The sequence below is a fragment of the Roseospirillum parvum genome (assembly GCF_900100455.1).
GTDB classification, from domain to species: domain Bacteria; phylum Pseudomonadota; class Alphaproteobacteria; order Rhodospirillales; family Rhodospirillaceae; genus Roseospirillum; species Roseospirillum parvum.
Map to the genome: position 1 here is coordinate 104,274 of NZ_FNCV01000006.1, position 15,350 is coordinate 119,623.

The following is a 15,350-nucleotide window of genomic DNA, read 5'->3' on the forward strand; positions in this document are numbered from 1 at the left end:
GAAGGGCGGGCCGTGGCAGGCACACGCCGGCCGCAGATGCCCCAGATCGGGATGCCATGACCGCCCCCGAGCCCCAGGCCGCGGACGCCCACGACCCCGAGCCATTCCGGGCCCGGTTCCGACCCAGTCTGTCCTGGCGGGTGTTCGGGCCGTTGGCCGTGGTGGTGATGACGGCCACCGGGGTGTTGACCGCAGAAATCGTCGAATCGTCCAACTTTCACGTTTTGCGGCACGAGGTGGCCGTCCACTGGAACGGCGTGCCCGACGCCGGCCCGGCCCTGGTCGGGCTGATCGAGGCCGCCCCCCAACAGCGGGTCAACCGGGCCGAGGCGGCCGCCCTGTTGCGCCGCATGACCAGCCCGGGCGGCTTCCATGAAGCCCTGCTGATCGAGGCCACGGGCCGGGTGGTGGTGTCCAGCCGGGCGCCGGCGCCGTCCCAGCCGTTCTTCCTGGACGAGCAGTCGCTGTCGCGGCTCGCCGCCGGGCGGCCGCATACGGTGATCCGCCAGCCCCCGCCCCAGCCGGGCAGCGCCACCCCTGGTCTGGACGGCGTGTACCTGCGGCCGCTGCCCGGCCAGGACGGACGCCTGTTGGGGGTGGTGGCCTTGCGTCTGCCGCTCGACCACCAGCTTCCCGGGCTGATCGCCGCCCGGCGCGTGGCCGGATTGACCAGCGCCGGTTTGGCCGGGCTGCTCGGCCTGATCGGCTTCACCGCCCTGCGCGTCACCGAGCGGCGCATGCGCGGCGCCGAGGCCGACCGCGACGCGGCGACCCGCGATCGGCACCAGGCCGACGCCGCCCGGCGCAGCCAGGAGGATCTGCTCGGCATCGTGCTGGACTCGGTGCCGGCGGTGATCAGCTACCTTGATCGCGAGGGGCGCTATCGGCTGACCAACCCGCGTCTGGCCGAATGGCTGGGCATCGAGCGGCACGGCCTGATCGGCCGCACGGTGGCCGAGGTGCTGGGCCCGGCCTACCAGACCGTCAGGCCGCATCTGGAGCGCGCCCTGAGGGGGCATGTGGAGACCTTCCAGTTCGATCTGCCCACCGGTGACGGAGGCGAGCGCACGGTGCGTGGCATCTACACCCCGCACCGGGTGGACCAGCGGGTGGCCGGCGTGGTCAGCATGGTCCAGGACATCACCGAGCGGATCGCCCTGGAGCGCGCCCTGCGCCAGGCCAACGACGCCATGGAGCGCACCGTCGAGGAGCGCACCCGGCAGTTGTCGGTCAGCGAGGCCCGCTTCCGCGATTTCGCCCAGGCGACCTCCGACTGGCTGTGGGAGACCGACGCCGAGCACCGTTTCACCTGGGTTTCCGGGCCCGGCAAGACCGATGTCGCCTCGCCGCTTGCCGCCCTGGTCAATCAGGACTCCGTCGACGGGGTGGGCATCCAGGCATCGCCCGGCGTGCTGGCCCGTCACCGCGAGGACATCGCGGCCCGCCGGCCGTTCCGCGATCTGGTGGTGACCGACACCCGCGATGCGGACCACCCGCGCACCCTGCGCATCAGCGGCCGGCCGGTGTTCGATGTGGCCGGGGTCTTCCTTGGCTATCGCGGCACGACCAGCGACATCACCCGGCAGACCGAGACCGAGGCGCGGGCCCGCCAGGCCGAGACGCGGCTGGCCGAGGCCATGGAAAGCCTGGCCGACGGCTTCGTGCTGTGGGACAGCGAGGACCGCCTGGTGCTGGCCAACCCGGCCTACTATCACCTGTACGGACCGGGAGTCGCCTCGATCCAGCCGGGCAGCACCTTTGCCCAGGCGGTCGAGGCCTTCCTGGCCACCGGGGTGCGCTATACCGACAACGCCTTCCAGGGGCTGGACCCGGCGCAAGTGCTGGTCACTCGCCAGTCGCACCATCACCGCGGCAACGCCTGCGAGGTGACCACCGCCGACGGGCGCTGGTTCCGCATCACCGAGCGGCCCACGGCGACCGGCAACGTGGTCAGCATGCACAGCGACATCACCGACCTCAAGACCATCGAGCTGGCCCTCAAGGACAGCCGCGAAGCCCTGCGCGAGTTGCACCGCCTGACCATCGGGCTGGGACGCGAGGACGGCAGCGGTGGGCTTGACCTGTTGCTCGACTTCCTGGCCCAGCGCTTCAGCCTGCCGGTGGCCTTCCTGGCCCGCCGCCAGGAGGCGCATCTGGTGATCGAGCGTTGCCGGGGCGACGCCGTCGAGGGGGTGACGCCCGGGCGCCGCCTGCCGCTGACCGGGTCGCTGGCCGGCGAGACCTTGGACAGCGCCGAGCCGGTGGTCGCCTGCGGTCCGCTGGCGGCGGAAGAAGCCGATCTGGGCAGTGGCACCTTCGTCGGCATCCGGGTGCTGGTGCACGGGGCTCCCTGGGGGGTGCTGGGGCTGGCAGGCGCCGATCCGCTGGACGATCCGACCACCCACCATCGCCTGGAGCTGCTGAAGCTGACCGCCCAGTGGATCGGCGGCGAGCTGACCCGGCGGGACAACGAGCAGTCGCTGCGCCGGGCCATGGAGGAGGCCGAGCTGGCCAACCGCACCAAGTCCGAGTTCCTGGCCAACATGAGCCACGAGTTGCGGACACCGCTGAACGCCATCATCGGCTTTTCCGAGATCATGGCCAGCCAGATCCATGGCCCCCTGGGCGACCCGGCCTACGGCGAGTACGCCGTGAACATCGGCGATTCGGGGCGCCACCTGCTGGCCATCATCTCCGACATTCTCGATGTCTCGAAGATCGAGTCCGGGCAGGTCACCCTGCACGAGGACGAGGTCGAGGTGGGCGAGCTGGTCGAAGCCTCGCTGCGGCTGGTCCGCGAGCGGGCGCTGAAGGCCGGCATCCGGCTCGATCACCGGCTGGCCCCGGACCTGCCGCGCCTGTTCTGCGATCAGCGGCGCATCAAGCAGGTGCTGATCAACCTGCTGTCCAACGCCGTCAAGTTCACCACCGGCGGCGGCCATGTGCGGGTGCTGGGCTGGCGGGCCGAGGAGGATGGCGGGCTGGTGCTGGCGGTGCGCGACAGTGGGGTCGGCATGAGCGACGCCGAGATCGTCCTCGCCCTGACCCCCTTCACCCAGATCGACAGCATCCTGATCAAGCGCCACGAGGGCACCGGCCTGGGCCTGCCGTTGTCCAAAAGCCTGGCCGAGCTGCATGGTGGCCGGCTGGTGGTGGACAGCGAGAAGGGGGTCGGCACCACGGTCAGCCTGTGGCTGCCGGCCGAGCGCCTGCGCTGGCCGACCGGACCGGCGGCGGGCGCGGCGGGCGAGGGCTGAGAAGCGGGCACGAAAAAGCCGGCGGGCGAGGGGACTCGGCCGCCGGCTGGACTTGATCGTGTGAAAGCTGAACCGTCGTCGCGATCCGTTCCGGATCGCGACGAAGATTTGCTAGGCCGCCAGCATCTTTTCCAGCTTCTCGGCGGCGGCCAGGCTGTCGATCTGCTCGACGGCGGCCAGCTCGTGGGCCAGCCGCTCCAGGGCCTGCTCGTAGATCTGGCGCTCGCTGTAGGACTGCTCGGGCTGGGTCGCCGAGCGGTGCAGGTCGCGCACCACCTCGGCGATCGAGACCGGGTCGCCGCTGTTGATCTTGGCCTCGTATTCCTGGGCCCGGCGGCTCCACATGGCGCGCTTCACCCGGGCCTTGCCCTTCAGGGTGTTGAGGGCGGTTTCCATGACCTTCTTGGTGGACAGGCGCCGAAGGCCCGAGTTCTTCACCTTGGCCACCGGGACTTTCAGGGTCATCCGCTCCCGCTCGAAGCTGATCACGAACAGCTCCAGGGGATGGCCGCCGATCTCCTGGGTCTGGCGGTCGATCACCTGACCCACGCCGTGCGCGGGGTACACCACATAGTCACCGGTCTTGAAGGTCATGCTGGACATTATCTGCCTGTATTGTCTGGTGTTGGTGCCAAGGGGTGGCGTTCCCTCTCGCCATCCCGTCCCGGTCTCCTCCCGAAAGATCCGATCCGCTACCCTGGTGTTCAGTCTGTTCGTGATTTGTGGTCGCGGTGTGGTTCAACGTGTCAGGCCGTGTCCGGGAAGCGCGGGCAGAGCCGGCGACGACCTCTCCGACCGGACCTTGCGCGTGTACAGGGTCCGGGGTGTCGGGGCAGGGCGGGGCGGTCCTGGGCCTCGTCGTCGCACAGGGCCGAGGCCGCGCGGGCGCGGCGTTCGGCCTGGGTGGCGTGCCAACCGTCCGCAACCGATTTTGTCGGCCGTCAGAGGCGGCCGGGCGGATCCGGGGGGGCGGGTGGTGAGCCGATGCGGCGACTCCAGACACGGATCGTCCGCCGATGGGGACCCATCAGCGGACGGCAACATGTATATCACAAAAATGACCCACAAGACAGGGAAAAGGCCGCCCCGTCATCCCCGGGCGCGGTCGGCGGCTCCCTGGCCGGCTTTTGGGTGTGGTGCGTGGGTGGGGTTTGGCGCCCGCGGTCGCTCAGGTGGTGCCGCTGCCGGGATTGGGGCTCAGCAGATCGGCCTTGCCGGGCTTGTCCTTCCAGTCGTCGGAATCAGGCAGCGGCGCGCCCTTGCGGGTGATGTTGGGCCACTGGGCGGCGTACTTGACGTTCAGCTCCAGCCAGTCGGTGGCCTTTTCCTCGCTGTCGGGCACGATGGCCTCGGCCGGGCATTCGGGCTCGCAGACCCCGCAGTCGATGCATTCGTCGGGATTGATGACCAGGAAGTTCTCGCCTTCATAGAAGCAGTCCACGGGACACACTTCCACGCAGTCCATGTACTTGCACTTGATGCAGTTCTCGGTGACGACGTAGGTCATGGCCGGCCTTTCCAGACAAGGTAGGGAGCCGCTCCGGCCCCGGGGTGCCGCGCCGGCGCCCCGCCGGGCTCCGGCGGTCGGGACAGACTTTCACCCCGCGCATCGGGACATTAGCCAACCCCGACGCCGCCCCGCAACCGGGAAAAAGGGGGGAGCGGTGCAACAACTAGAGCAAGTTCCGAGCCATCCGGAACGGATCGCGCCACATGCCCTAAAGGTGGGCCTCGACGCGCTTGCGGGCGGCGCCCGAATCGGCGTCCTCGACATACAGAAGGCCGGCCAGGCGGCGCATCAGGCCGGCCTCGAAATCGTGCAGCTCGCCGTTGGACAGGACCACCGTCCACAGCATCTCGACCAGTTCGATCCGCTCGTCGTAGTCCAGCTCGTTTTTCAGGCGCTTGGTCAGGCCGTAAAGCTGGGTCGATTTGCGGGCCGCCGTCTCGGCGCGGCCGATCAGCCCGGCCAGGGTGGCCCCGTCCAGGGCGTAGCGCTCGGCCAGCAGGCGTTCGATGGAGGCCTTTTCGGTGGCGTCGAAGTCGCCATCGACCAGCGCCGCCTCGACCAGCAGGGTGGCCGCCACGGCCGCTTCGGCGGCGGCCGCCGGGGCGGCGCCGGCGGCCTCGGGATCGCTGGCGAACAGGCGCTTCAGGGCGGCGAGCATCAAGGAGTCTCCGTTTGGCGTCGGGGTCGGGGGCGTACGACCAGGGGGCAGGGGGCGAGGCGTGGCGCTAATACCATGGGGCTCATACCAAAGCCCTGTCGAGGCGAGGGGGCGATGTCTTGAACCCGTCATCGCCGACCCCAACTCTAGCTGCATCGCGCCCTACAGATGGCGGGGTTTGCCGCATCGTTCAAGCCCACCGGGGGACGATTCCGGCCCATCCGCGTCCTCTCCGGCCGCCGTTCCCTTTCCTCCGTCGCCGAGTTTTCATGAACCGCCAGTTCGCCCCCGCCAGCGCTCGCAACCAGGAGCCCATCCTCGAGGTTCTGCGGCGGGTCTTGCCGGTGCGCGGCACGGTGCTCGAGGTGGCCAGCGGGACCGGCCAGCACGCCGCCCACTTCGCCGCCGCCCTGCCCCATCTGGTCTGGCAGCCCTCCGATCCGGATCGCGTTGCCCGCGACAGCATCGCCGCCTGGGCCGAGCAGGCCGGCCTGCCCAACCTGGCCCCGCCGCTCGACCTCGATACCCGGCAGACTCCCTGGCCGCTGGCCCGGGTCGATGCCCTGGTCTGCATCAACATGCTGCACATCGCCCCGTGGGGCGCCGCCGAGGCGTTGTTCGCCGGCGCTGCCCAGGTGCTGGCCCCGGGGGCGCCGTTCTACCTCTATGGCCCGTACCGGATCGGCGGGCAGCACACCTCGCCGGGCAACGCCGCCTTCGACGACAGCCTCAAGCAACGCGATCCCGGCTTCGGGGTGCGCGATCTGGAGCGGGTCAAGCACCTGGCCGAGACCAGCGGCTTCGGCTTCCGCGAAATCACCGCCATGCCGGCCAACAACTACTCGGTGGTTTTCGAGCGGCTGCCCTCGGCCGGCGCGGTGGCGTCGGAAAACGCCGCCCAGCCGCCGGGCGGGGCCGACGGGCAGCGCAGCAGGTAGGTGATCACCCCGGCCAGGATGAGCGCCTGCCCGCCTGCGATCCACGGATTGCCGGTGGCCAGCAGGGTGACCGGCACGCTGACCACCATGGCCGAGGTGGCGGCGATCTTACCCCCGCGCGAGATGGCCCGATGGTCGCGCCACGCCCTGAGCTTGGCGCCGAAGCGCGGGTGTCCGTAGAGCCACGCCGACAGCCGCGGCGAGGCCGAGGAAAAAGCCCACGCGGCGAGGATCAGGAAGGGCACCGTGGGCAGCACCGGCAGCGCCACCCCAAGCAGTCCCAGGCCCAGGGCCAGCCAGCCGACGACCAGCAGCAGGGGGCGGCGGGCCCACTTCATCGGCCCGCCTTGTCGCCCCGGGTGAGCAGGAACAGGGCCTGGGCGCCGAGCAGGTTGGCCAGCCGGTGGGTGGCCGGCATGCCCCTGGGCCGTCCCCGGTCGTCGAGCACGAAGCTCTGGTCGATGACGATGCCCAGATCGTCGCACAGGGCGACGAAATCGCGGATCGTGCACAGGTGGATGTTGGGGGTTTCGTACCAGGCGTGGGGCAGCACCGGGTTGGTCGGCATGTGCCCGCCGGCCAGCAGTTGCAGGCGGGCCCGCCAATACCCGAAGTTGGGGAAGCTGACGATGGCGGTGCGCCCGATCCTCAACAGGTTTTCCAGCACCCGGCGCGGGTTGCGGGTGGCCTGCAGGGTCTGGCTCAGGATGACGTAGTCGAAGGCGCCGGCCGGGTAGTCGGCCAGATCGGTGTCGGCGTCGCCCTGGATCACCGACAGGCCGTGCGCCACCGCCGCCTGCACGCCGTCCATCGACAGCTCGATGCCGCGCCCGTCGACCTGCTTGAACTGGTACAGGTAGTCGAGCAGGGTGCCGTCCTCGCAGCCGATGTCGAGCACCCGCGAGCCGGGCGCCACCAGATCGGCGATCAGCTCAAGGTCGACGCGGATCGGCCGTCCGGCCGGACCGGGATTCATGGGGTTGCCTCCGCATGGGGCAGGCCGCGATGTTCGGCGGCGCCGTCGAGGAAGCCGGCCAGGGTGTCGTGGAACTGCGGCTCGTCGAGCAGGAAGGCGTCGTGCCCCTTGTCCGAGGCCACCTCGACGAAGCTGACGTTGGCCGCCACCGCGTTGAGGGCGTGCACCACCTGGCGGCTTTCCGAGGTGGGGAACAGCCAGTCGCTGGTGAAGCTGACCACGCAATAGCGCACCGGGGTGCCGGTGAAGGCGTTGGCCAGCACCCCGCCGTGCTCCAGGGCCAGGTCGAAATAGTCCATGGCCCGGGTGATGTAGAGATAGCTGTTGGCGTCGAAGCGCTCGACGAAGGTCGAGCCCTGGTGGCGCAGGTAGCTTTCCACCTGGAAGTCGGCGTCGAAGCCGAACGACAGCGCCGCCCGGTTCTGCAACCGGCGGCCGAACTTCCTGTGCAGCGCCGGCTCCGACAGATAGGTGACGTGGGCCGCCATGCGCGCCACCGCCAGCCCGCGGTGCGGCGTCTTGCCCTGGTTCAGGTAGTCGCCGCCGCACCAGTCGGGGTCGGCCATGATGGCCTGGCGGCCGACCTCGTGGAAGGCGATGTTCTGCGCCGAGTGGCGCCACGAGGTGGCGATCGGCACGGCGCTGAACACCCGGTCGGGATGACGCGCCGCCCATTGCAGCACCTGCATCCCGCCCATCGAGCCGCCAATCACGCAGAACAGGCTGTCGATGCCCAGATGGTCGAGCAGGCGGACCTGGGCCTCGACCATGTCGCCGATGGTGATGACCGGGAAATCCAGGCCATAGGGGCGGCCGGTCTCCGGGTTGGTCTCCTTGGGCCCGGTCGAGCCCATGCAACTGCCCAGCACGTTGGGGCAGAGGACGAAGTAGCGGTCGGTGTCGATCACCTTGCCGGGCCCGACCAGTTGCTGCCACCAGCCCGGCTTGCCGGTGATCGGGTGGGGGTCGGCGACGTACTGGTCGCCGGTCAGGGCGTGGCAGATGAGAATGGCGTTGGAGCGCTCGGCATTGAGCCTGCCGTAGGCCCGGTAGGCCACCGTGAAGGGGCCCAGCTCGGCCCCGCAGTCGAGCTTCAGCGGCCGCTCCTGGCCGAGCACCAGACGCGGCCCGGCCCCGGTTTCGGAACCGGTGTCGGAGCCGGTACCGGAGTCGGTTCGGTCAGGCGCGGAAGGTTGGGACAAGGCCGGGTCGGTCATCGTCAAACGGGCGCGAAAAGGGGGGCGGCGTGGCCCCCGAAGGGCCTCGCCTAGCTAGGTTGGGGGACCCCGGGTGTCAATGTTTTCTTTGCTTTCCAGGACGTGCCGGAATAAGACTGAGGCGCGGTCGAGCGGCCGCGTGGCGGCCCGCCCGATCAGGATGCTGGTGGTGGCGCGGCGCCGCGCCAGCCCTGATCGCCTCCTCTTTTTCGCCCCTCTGTTCGGACCCACTTTCCGGGACCCATTCTGGTCATGACCCGTCGCCCCGAGGCCCCGCCCCCCGCCGCCGGCGAAGTCGATCTGGCCGCCCTGCGCGACGAGATCGACCGCCTGGACGATGCCCTGCTCGATCTGCTCATCCGCCGCACCGAGGTGGCGCGTCAGGTCGGTCAGGCCAAGCGGGCCCTGGCCGGGCGCGACAAGGGGGTGCCCGGCGACAGCCCGGGGCTCGACGTCGCCTTCCTCAGGCCGGGGCGCGAGGCGCGCATCCTGCGCCGCCTGACCGGGCGCGATATCGGACCCCTGACCAAGCCGGTGGCGGTGCGCATCTGGCGCGAGATCTTCGCCGCCGCGGTGGCCCTTCAGGGGCCGTTCACCATGGCCGTCTACATGCCGACGCGCGGCGCCGGCTATCTTGAGGTCGGGCGCGACGCCTTCGGTGCCTACACCCCGGCGACGGCCTTCGGCTCGCCCGGCCAGGTGGTGCGCGCGGTCAGCGACGGCGCCGCCGTGGTCGGCGTGCTGCCACTGCCCGGCGAGGGCGACGACAGCGCCTGGTGGCCGCACCTTCTGGGGCGTTCCGACAACACCCCCCGGGTGGTCGCCCGGCTGCCGGTGATCGGTCCCGGCCCGGGACGCGGCGACGGGGTGGAAGCCCTGGCCGTGGCCTGCGTGCCGATCGAGGACACCGGCGATGACATCTCGCTGCTGGTTATCGAAACCTCGCCCGATGTCAGCCGGGGCAGCCTCAAGACCCTGCTCGAAGGCGCCGGCCTGCCGGTCCTGGGCTTCCGCGACGCCCGCGACTCCGGGCCCGGGGCGCGGCTCCACCTGATCGAGGTGAGCGGCCTGATCGGGTCCGACGACACCCGCCTCGCCGGCCTCACCGACGACTCCGCCGGCCGGGTCGGCATGGCCATGGTGATCGGCGCCTATGCCCGGCCGCTGGCGCCCTGAGGCGCCGGCCGGTCATCCCGCTTCCCTTCTTAACCCTCCCTCCCTCCCTTCCGAACGAGCCTTCAAGCCATGACCACCCCGACCCCGCGCCCCGGCATCCTCGACATCGCGCCCTACGTGGGCGGTGAATCCGAACTGGAGGGGCTGGCCCGGGTGATCAAGCTGTCCTCCAACGAAGGGGCGCTGGGGCCCAGCCCGCGCGCCATGGAAGCCCATCGCCGCGCCGCCGAGGAAATGCACCGCTACCCGGACGGCGGGGCCGAGGCCCTGCGCCAGGCCATCGCGGCCCGCCATGGCCTGGATGCGGCCCACATCGTCTGCGGCGCCGGCAGCGACGAGCTGATCGGCCTGCTGGTCAAGGCCTACGTCGGGCCGGGCGACGAGGTGCTGTACTCGGCCCACGGCTTCTTGATGTACCGCCTCTATACCCTGGGCTGCGGCGGCGTGCCGGTGACGGCGCCGGAGGACAACCTGACCGCCAGCGTCGACAACATCCTGGCCCGGGTCAGCGAGAAGACCCGCATCGTTTTCCTGGCCAACCCCAACAACCCCACCGGCACCTGCCTGTCGGCCGACGAAGTGGCCCGCCTGCGCGCCGGCCTGCCCGACCACGTGCTGCTGGCCATCGACGCCGCCTATGCCGAGTACGTGGGCCGCAACGACTACAGCGCCGGGGCCGAGCTGGTGGCGCGCACCGACAACACGGTGATGCTGCGCACCTTCTCCAAGATGTACGGCCTGGGTGGCGTGCGCCTGGGCTGGGCCTACGCGCCGGAAGCGGTGGTCGACCACTTGAACCGCCTGCGCAGCCCGTTCAACGTCAGCGCCCCGGCCCAGGCGGCCGGCATCGCGGCGGTCGAGGACGTCGCCTTCCAGGACCTGTGCCGGGCCCACAACGACATGTGGCTGCCCTGGCTGACCGAAAAGCTGCGCGGCCTGGGCCTTGAGGTGGGCGACAGCCACGGCAACTTCGTGCTCGCCACCTTCCCCGGGTCCGGCCCCCACACCGTCGAGGCGGCCGACGCCTTCCTCAAGTCGCGCGGGCTGATCGCCCGCCGGGTCGCCGGCTATGGCCTGCCGCACAGCCTGCGCATCACCGTCGGCGCCGACGAGGAGAACCGTCTGCTGGTCGCGGCGCTGGACGAGTTCATGGCTGCCTGAGTCCGCCGATGACCGAGTCCCCCGCGCCAGTTCCCGCCCTCCCCCGTTTTGGCAAGGTCGCCTTCATCGGCATCGGCCTGATCGGCAGCTCGCTGGCCCAGGTGATGCGCCAGCAGGGGCTGGCCGGGCACATCGCCGCCACCGCGCGCAGCGCCGAGACCCGGGCCAAGGCGCTGGCCCTGGGGCTGGCCGACAGCGCCCCGGACAGCCTGGCCGACACCGTCGCCGGGGCCGATCTGGTGATGCTGTGCGCGCCGGTCGGCACCTACGGCGGTCTGGCCCGCGCCTTTGGCCCCCATCTCAAGCCGGGGGCCATCGTCAGCGATGTCGGCTCGGTCAAGCAGGCGGTGGTGCGCGATGTCGGCCCGTACCTGCCGGAAGGGGTGCACTTCGTGCCCGGCCACCCGATCGCCGGCACCGAGCACTCCGGGCCCGAGGCCGGCTTCCCCGAGCTGTTCCGCGATCGCTGGTGCATCCTGACCCCGCCGCCGGGCACCGACGCCGGGGCCGTCGCCACCGTGCGCGCCCTGTGGGAGGCCGCCGGCAGCCAGGTCGAGGTCATGGACCCGGCGCACCACGACCAGGTGCTGGCCATCACCTCGCACCTGCCGCACCTGATCGCCTACACCATCGTCGGCACGGCCGACGACCTGGAAGAGCACCTGATGCGCGAGGTGCTGAAATACTCCGCCTCGGGCTTTCGCGATTTCACCCGCATCGCCGCCTCCGACCCGGTGATGTGGCGCGATGTCTTCCTCAACAACCGCGAGGCGGTGCTCGACATCCTGCAACGCTTCACCGAGGATCTGACCGCCCTGCAACGGGCCATCCGCTGGGGCGAGGGCGACAAGCTGGAAGAGCTGTTCCGCGCCACCCGCGAAATCCGTCGCGGCATCATGGACTACGGCCAGCACGTGCCGGAGGACGTGAAGATGCGCCGCCTCAGGCGCGGCGAGGACCCCGCCGACTGAGGGGCGGGCCCGAGAGACATCGGCGGCGCCCGCCCGCCCACGGCGACAAACCGGCACAGGAGGAGAGGCGATGGGTCGTCCCTGGTTGATGGTGCTGTCTCTGCTGGTGGCCCTGTGGCCGGCCGGGCCGGTGGCCGCCCAAGGGATGCCGGCGGCGGTCGCCCAGGCCGAGGAGAAGGCCGCCGAGCCGGCGGTCGATCCCGAGCTCAAGGCGCTGATCGACAAGCTGGAGGATCCCGACCAGCGGGCCCGCCTGATCGAGGACCTGAAATCCCTCTCGGCCCTCAAGAAGGCGCAGGCGCCGGTCCGCCCGGCCGAGAACCTGGAGGTGGCGGTGACCACCTTCTGGAGCTGGGTCAACGAGCTGCCGCCGGTCAAGATGTCGCCCGATGAGCGCTGGCGGGCCCTGGCCGGCAGCGGCATCGGCCTGCTGTTGGGGGTTTTCCTGTGGTGGCTGCACGCCAAGGCCAACCGGCTGGGGCGCCGCCTGTGCCAGCGGCTGGCCGAGCGCTGGCCGAGCACCGCCGGGGTTCTGGACAAGGTGCTGATGCACATCCGCCGGCCGCTGCACGCGATCATCGCCGTGCTGACCGTGCTGGCCGTCCTCCACCCCTGGGGTTTCACGGTGGTCGACTGGGCGCGCACCCCGCTCGGCCAGCGGCTGCTTGGCGGCACGGTGACCATCGGCCTGACCCTGTTCATCGCCTACCTGCTGTGGAGCGCCATCGACGAGGGGGTGCGCCGCTATCTGGCCGAGACCGATGCCGAGGGCAACACCGTCGAGCGCTCGTCGCGCGCCCGCACCCTGTTGCCGCTGGCCCGCAACGCGGTCTTCTTCCTGCTTGTCCTGGTGGTCGGGATGGTGGTGTTGTCCGAGCTTGGCATGGACATCGGGCCGCTGCTGGCCGGTGCCGGGGTGATCGGTCTGGCCATCGGCTTCGGCGCCCAGAAGCTGGTCCAGGACGTCATCACCGGCGGCTTCATGTTGATCGAGGACACCGTCAGCGTCGGCGACATCGTCAACGTGGGCGGCTACTCCGGGGTGGTCGAGGCGATGACCGTGCGCACCCTGAAGCTGCGCGACCTGGCCGGCAACGTGCACACCATCCCCTTCAGCACGGTCGGCACCGTGACCAACATGACCAAGGACTTCAGCTACTATGTGTTCGACATCGGGGTGGCCTACCGCGAGGACACCGACGAGGTCGCCCAGGTCCTGATCGAGGTCGCCGACGACGTGCGCGCCGACCCCAAGTTCAAGGCCTTCATCCTGGAGCCGCTGGAGGTGCTGGGGGTCGACGCCTTCGGCGATTCGGCGGTGGTGGTGAAAGCCCGCCTGAAAACCCGGCCGACCCGCCAGTGGATGGTCGGCCGCGAGATGAACCGGCGCATCAAGAAGGCCTTCGACGCCCGGGGCATCGAGATTCCCTTCCCCCACACCACGCTCTACTTCGGCCAGGACAAGCAGGGCGCGGCGCCGCCCCTGCACCTGATGGCCGAGCAGGCGGCGCGCCGTCAGGCCGCCGCCAGCGGCCTGGAAACCCTGGTTCCCGAGCCGGTCCAGGTTCCCGAACCGGCCAACCCGACCAGCCCGACCCCCGATCCGGGGCCGGGGGACATCAGCGGGGGTCGCGGATGATCTCGCCTTCCGGGCCGATCTCGAAGCCGGGGCGGATGTCGCCCCGGTTGCGTTGCAGGTGATAGCCCCAGCGGATGGTCGGCAGGGCGAGCAGCGGCATCGGGCCGACATACAGCATCTGCTGCTGAAGGGTCACCGGCACCTTCAGCTCGGGCGGGCCGCCGCCGGGCGGGCGCTTGGCCAGCACGCCGAGCACGATGCGCGCCATCGAGGCGTCGCGGCTGCGCACCACGCCGCGCGCCGCCAGTGAATCCACCGCCTCGAAAAAGCCGCGCACGCGGGCCGTCAGCGCCCCTTCGGGCTGCATGAAGTCGTCCAGCGCCAGGGTGCCCTCGGTCAGCACGTCGAGCGGCGGCCAGTCGAGCGACAGGCGGTCCACCTCCAGGGTGCCGCCGGCCTCGCGCCAGGCGTTCACCGCCTCGCCCACCGGCAGGGCGGGCAGCGGGCCGAGCAGCCGGGCATCCAGATCCAGGTTGTCGAGCCGGCTGCCCAGGGGCAGGCCGGCCTGCGGCGGCAGGTCGAGGTCGGCCAGTTGCAGGCCGAGGCGCCAGGTGGGGGTGTCGGCGGCCGGTTGCGGCACTTCGCTGGCCAGGGCGGTCAGGCGGCCGTCCAGGCGGGCCAGGGTGAAGGTCTCGCCGCCGCCCAGGGCACCGCGCACCGCCACCTGCTGAAGATCAACGGTCAGCCCGGCGAGGCCGCGGCCGCCGCTCTCGACCAGGGCGGTCAGGGTGTTGCCGGTGATGGTGGCGACCCGGGACCGGCCGTTGACCGAAAAGCTGACCTGCTGGCGGCCGGGCAGGCTGACGATGGTGGTGGTCGGGGCCCAGGGCTCGACGGTGACGGTGACGGTTTCCGGGGCGAAGCCCTCGAACACCACCGCGCCGCGCCGGGGGTTGGCCACCTCGATGGCGGCTCCGGAGAGGCGTAAACGAACCGGTCCGGGGAAGCCCTCGCGGGCCAGCGTGCCGCGCGTCACGCGGTAGCCCTCGGCGGCGCGGGCATCGAACCAGGCGGTGATCTCCTCCTCGGCCGAGGAGGCGATCATGAACCAGAACGCCCCATAGGCGGCGGCCAGCACGGCGGCGCTCAGGGGCAGTGACAACAGCGTCATGACACGGCGCGAGGCCATGGTGGCGAATCCCTCCCGGCGAAGTTCCCCGGCGGCCTCCCGGCTTTTGCCCCAGGGTGTTATCCCCCGGGCCTTGCCTCAAGGCCGCCGCCCGGGCCATTGTCGGTCAACCCCGGCGCCAAGACAAACCAATCCTTTTTCGCAAAAATCGGGAGAAACCATGGCCCTCGACCAGGAACACGGCACCGACGACCTGTGGGTGTTCGGCTACGGCTCGCTGATGTGGCGGCCCGGCTTTCCCCACCAGGAGTGCCGGCCGGCCCTGCTGATGGGCTACCACCGGGCGATGTGCATCAAGTCGATCCGCTATCGCGGCACGGCGGACAACCCCGGGCTGGTGGTCGGGCTGGCCCCGGGCGGCTCGTGCCGGGGGCGGGCCTACCGGGTGGCCGCCGCCGACCGCCCCCAGGCGGTGCCCTACCTGGACCAGCGCGAGTTGGCCACCGGGGCCTACATCCCGCGCCTGCTGCCCTGCCGGCTGGACGATGGCCGCAAGGTCACCGTGTACGCCTTCGTGGCGACCCGCGATCACCCCCAGTTCATGCCCCAGCACGACCGCGAGGCCCTGCTGGCCCTGATCCTGAACGGCAGCGGCTGGGAAGGGCGCTCGGCCGAGTACCTGAAGAACACGGTCAGCCACCTGGACGACATGGGCATCGGCGACGGCCCGCTGCACGCCCTGCTCGGCGAGGCCCGGCGGCGCGATCCCTCGATCTGA

14 protein-coding genes are annotated in these 15,350 nt (G+C 70.8%); 7 read left to right on the forward strand and 7 right to left on the reverse strand.

The window, feature by feature from the left end; all coding sequences use genetic code 11:
* Positions 1-56 precede the first annotated feature (56 nt).
* On the forward strand, positions 57-3,257 hold the full coding sequence (locus BLR95_RS10345) for a PAS domain S-box protein (RefSeq protein ID WP_092619414.1): 3,201 nt from the start codon (positions 57-59) through the stop codon (positions 3,255-3,257).
* Between the two features lie 111 nt (positions 3,258-3,368).
* Here BLR95_RS10345 and BLR95_RS10350 read toward each other — a convergent pair whose 3' ends face one another.
* The 3 genes from BLR95_RS10350 to BLR95_RS10360 form a co-directional block, all read right to left on the reverse strand.
* Positions 3,369-3,851, reverse strand: a complete 483-nt coding sequence (locus BLR95_RS10350) for a CarD family transcriptional regulator (protein WP_425438442.1) — start codon at positions 3,849-3,851, stop codon at positions 3,369-3,371.
* A gap of 574 nt (positions 3,852-4,425) precedes the next feature.
* Complete coding sequence (gene fdxA, locus BLR95_RS10355) at positions 4,426-4,764, reverse strand: ferredoxin FdxA (protein ID WP_092619420.1); 339 nt, start codon at positions 4,762-4,764, stop codon at positions 4,426-4,428.
* Between the two features lie 211 nt (positions 4,765-4,975).
* Positions 4,976-5,425, reverse strand: coding sequence for a tellurite resistance TerB family protein (locus BLR95_RS10360; RefSeq protein WP_176787791.1), 450 nt, complete (start codon positions 5,423-5,425; stop codon positions 4,976-4,978).
* Between the two features lie 269 nt (positions 5,426-5,694).
* On the opposite strand from BLR95_RS10360, the gene BLR95_RS10365 reads away from it, so the two are divergent.
* Positions 5,695-6,363, forward strand: a complete 669-nt coding sequence (locus tag BLR95_RS10365; RefSeq protein WP_092619426.1) for a DUF938 domain-containing protein — start codon at positions 5,695-5,697, stop codon at positions 6,361-6,363.
* On the opposite strand, the gene BLR95_RS10370 is transcribed toward BLR95_RS10365, so the two are convergent.
* Genes BLR95_RS10370 through metX form a run of 3 tightly spaced genes read right to left on the reverse strand, consistent with a single transcriptional unit; the run spans position 6,264 to position 8,541 of the window.
* Entirely contained in the window at positions 6,264-6,701 is a 438-nt protein-coding gene (locus BLR95_RS10370; RefSeq protein ID WP_092619429.1) for a YbaN family protein, read from the reverse strand. The two genes, BLR95_RS10365 and BLR95_RS10370, sit on opposite strands and share 100 nt — an antisense overlap.
* Positions 6,698-7,339, reverse strand: coding sequence for a methionine biosynthesis protein MetW (metW, locus tag BLR95_RS10375; protein WP_092619432.1), 642 nt, complete (start codon positions 7,337-7,339; stop codon positions 6,698-6,700). Before metW ends, BLR95_RS10370 begins: the two co-directional genes overlap by 4 nt.
* Entirely contained in the window at positions 7,336-8,541 is a 1,206-nt protein-coding gene (gene metX / locus BLR95_RS10380) for a homoserine O-acetyltransferase MetX (protein WP_425438443.1), read from the reverse strand. Before metX ends, metW begins: the two co-directional genes overlap by 4 nt.
* A gap of 267 nt (positions 8,542-8,808) precedes the next feature.
* Between metX and BLR95_RS10385 the strand changes: the two genes are divergently transcribed.
* The 4 genes from BLR95_RS10385 to BLR95_RS10400 all read left to right on the forward strand — a co-directional run bounded on the left by BLR95_RS10385 (position 8,809) and on the right by BLR95_RS10400 (position 13,503).
* Complete coding sequence (locus BLR95_RS10385) at positions 8,809-9,732, forward strand: chorismate mutase (RefSeq protein WP_092619438.1); 924 nt, start codon at positions 8,809-8,811, stop codon at positions 9,730-9,732.
* Between the two features lie 69 nt (positions 9,733-9,801).
* Positions 9,802-10,893: a histidinol-phosphate transaminase gene (gene hisC, locus BLR95_RS10390; protein ID WP_092619441.1), complete on the forward strand. Its 1,092-nt coding sequence runs from the start codon at positions 9,802-9,804 to the stop codon at positions 10,891-10,893.
* Positions 10,894-10,901: 8 nt separating this feature from the next.
* The gene (locus BLR95_RS10395; RefSeq protein ID WP_092619444.1) at positions 10,902-11,864 is read left to right on the forward strand and encodes a prephenate/arogenate dehydrogenase family protein; all 963 of its coding nucleotides are present in this window, start codon (positions 10,902-10,904) and stop codon (positions 11,862-11,864) included.
* Between the two features lie 70 nt (positions 11,865-11,934).
* Positions 11,935-13,503 carry a mechanosensitive ion channel family protein gene (locus tag BLR95_RS10400; RefSeq protein ID WP_092619447.1) on the forward strand — a complete coding sequence of 523 codons (1,569 nt, stop codon included), beginning with the start codon at positions 11,935-11,937 and terminating at the stop codon, positions 13,501-13,503.
* Here the strand turns inward: BLR95_RS10400 and BLR95_RS10405 are convergent.
* Complete coding sequence (locus tag BLR95_RS10405; protein ID WP_092619451.1) at positions 13,484-14,632, reverse strand: DUF2125 domain-containing protein; 1,149 nt, start codon at positions 14,630-14,632, stop codon at positions 13,484-13,486. The genes BLR95_RS10400 and BLR95_RS10405 overlap by 20 nt on opposite strands.
* Before the next feature lie 160 nt (positions 14,633-14,792).
* On the opposite strand from BLR95_RS10405, the gene BLR95_RS10410 reads away from it, so the two are divergent.
* Positions 14,793-15,350: a gamma-glutamylcyclotransferase gene (locus tag BLR95_RS10410; RefSeq protein WP_092619454.1), complete on the forward strand. Its 558-nt coding sequence runs from the start codon at positions 14,793-14,795 to the stop codon at positions 15,348-15,350.

Coding starts and splice junctions, on each gene's coding strand:
- BLR95_RS10345 (WP_092619414.1), top strand. CDS start 57: ATGACCGCCCCCGAGCCCCAGGCCGCGGACGCCCACGACCCCGAGCCA.
- BLR95_RS10350 (WP_425438442.1), bottom strand. CDS start 3,851: ATGACCTTCAAGACCGGTGACTATGTGGTGTACCCCGCGCACGGCGTG.
- fdxA (WP_092619420.1), bottom strand. CDS start 4,764: ATGACCTACGTCGTCACCGAGAACTGCATCAAGTGCAAGTACATGGAC.
- BLR95_RS10360 (WP_176787791.1), bottom strand. CDS start 5,425: ATGCTCGCCGCCCTGAAGCGCCTGTTCGCCAGCGATCCCGAGGCCGCC.
- BLR95_RS10365 (WP_092619426.1), top strand. CDS start 5,695: ATGAACCGCCAGTTCGCCCCCGCCAGCGCTCGCAACCAGGAGCCCATC.
- BLR95_RS10370 (WP_092619429.1), bottom strand. CDS start 6,701: ATGAAGTGGGCCCGCCGCCCCCTGCTGCTGGTCGTCGGCTGGCTGGCC.
- metW (WP_092619432.1), bottom strand. CDS start 7,339: ATGAATCCCGGTCCGGCCGGACGGCCGATCCGCGTCGACCTTGAGCTG.
- BLR95_RS10385 (WP_092619438.1), top strand. CDS start 8,809: ATGACCCGTCGCCCCGAGGCCCCGCCCCCCGCCGCCGGCGAAGTCGAT.
- hisC (WP_092619441.1), top strand. CDS start 9,802: ATGACCACCCCGACCCCGCGCCCCGGCATCCTCGACATCGCGCCCTAC.
- BLR95_RS10395 (WP_092619444.1), top strand. CDS start 10,902: ATGACCGAGTCCCCCGCGCCAGTTCCCGCCCTCCCCCGTTTTGGCAAG.
- BLR95_RS10400 (WP_092619447.1), top strand. CDS start 11,935: ATGGGTCGTCCCTGGTTGATGGTGCTGTCTCTGCTGGTGGCCCTGTGG.
- BLR95_RS10405 (WP_092619451.1), bottom strand. CDS start 14,632: ATGGCCTCGCGCCGTGTCATGACGCTGTTGTCACTGCCCCTGAGCGCC.
- BLR95_RS10410 (WP_092619454.1), top strand. CDS start 14,793: ATGGCCCTCGACCAGGAACACGGCACCGACGACCTGTGGGTGTTCGGC.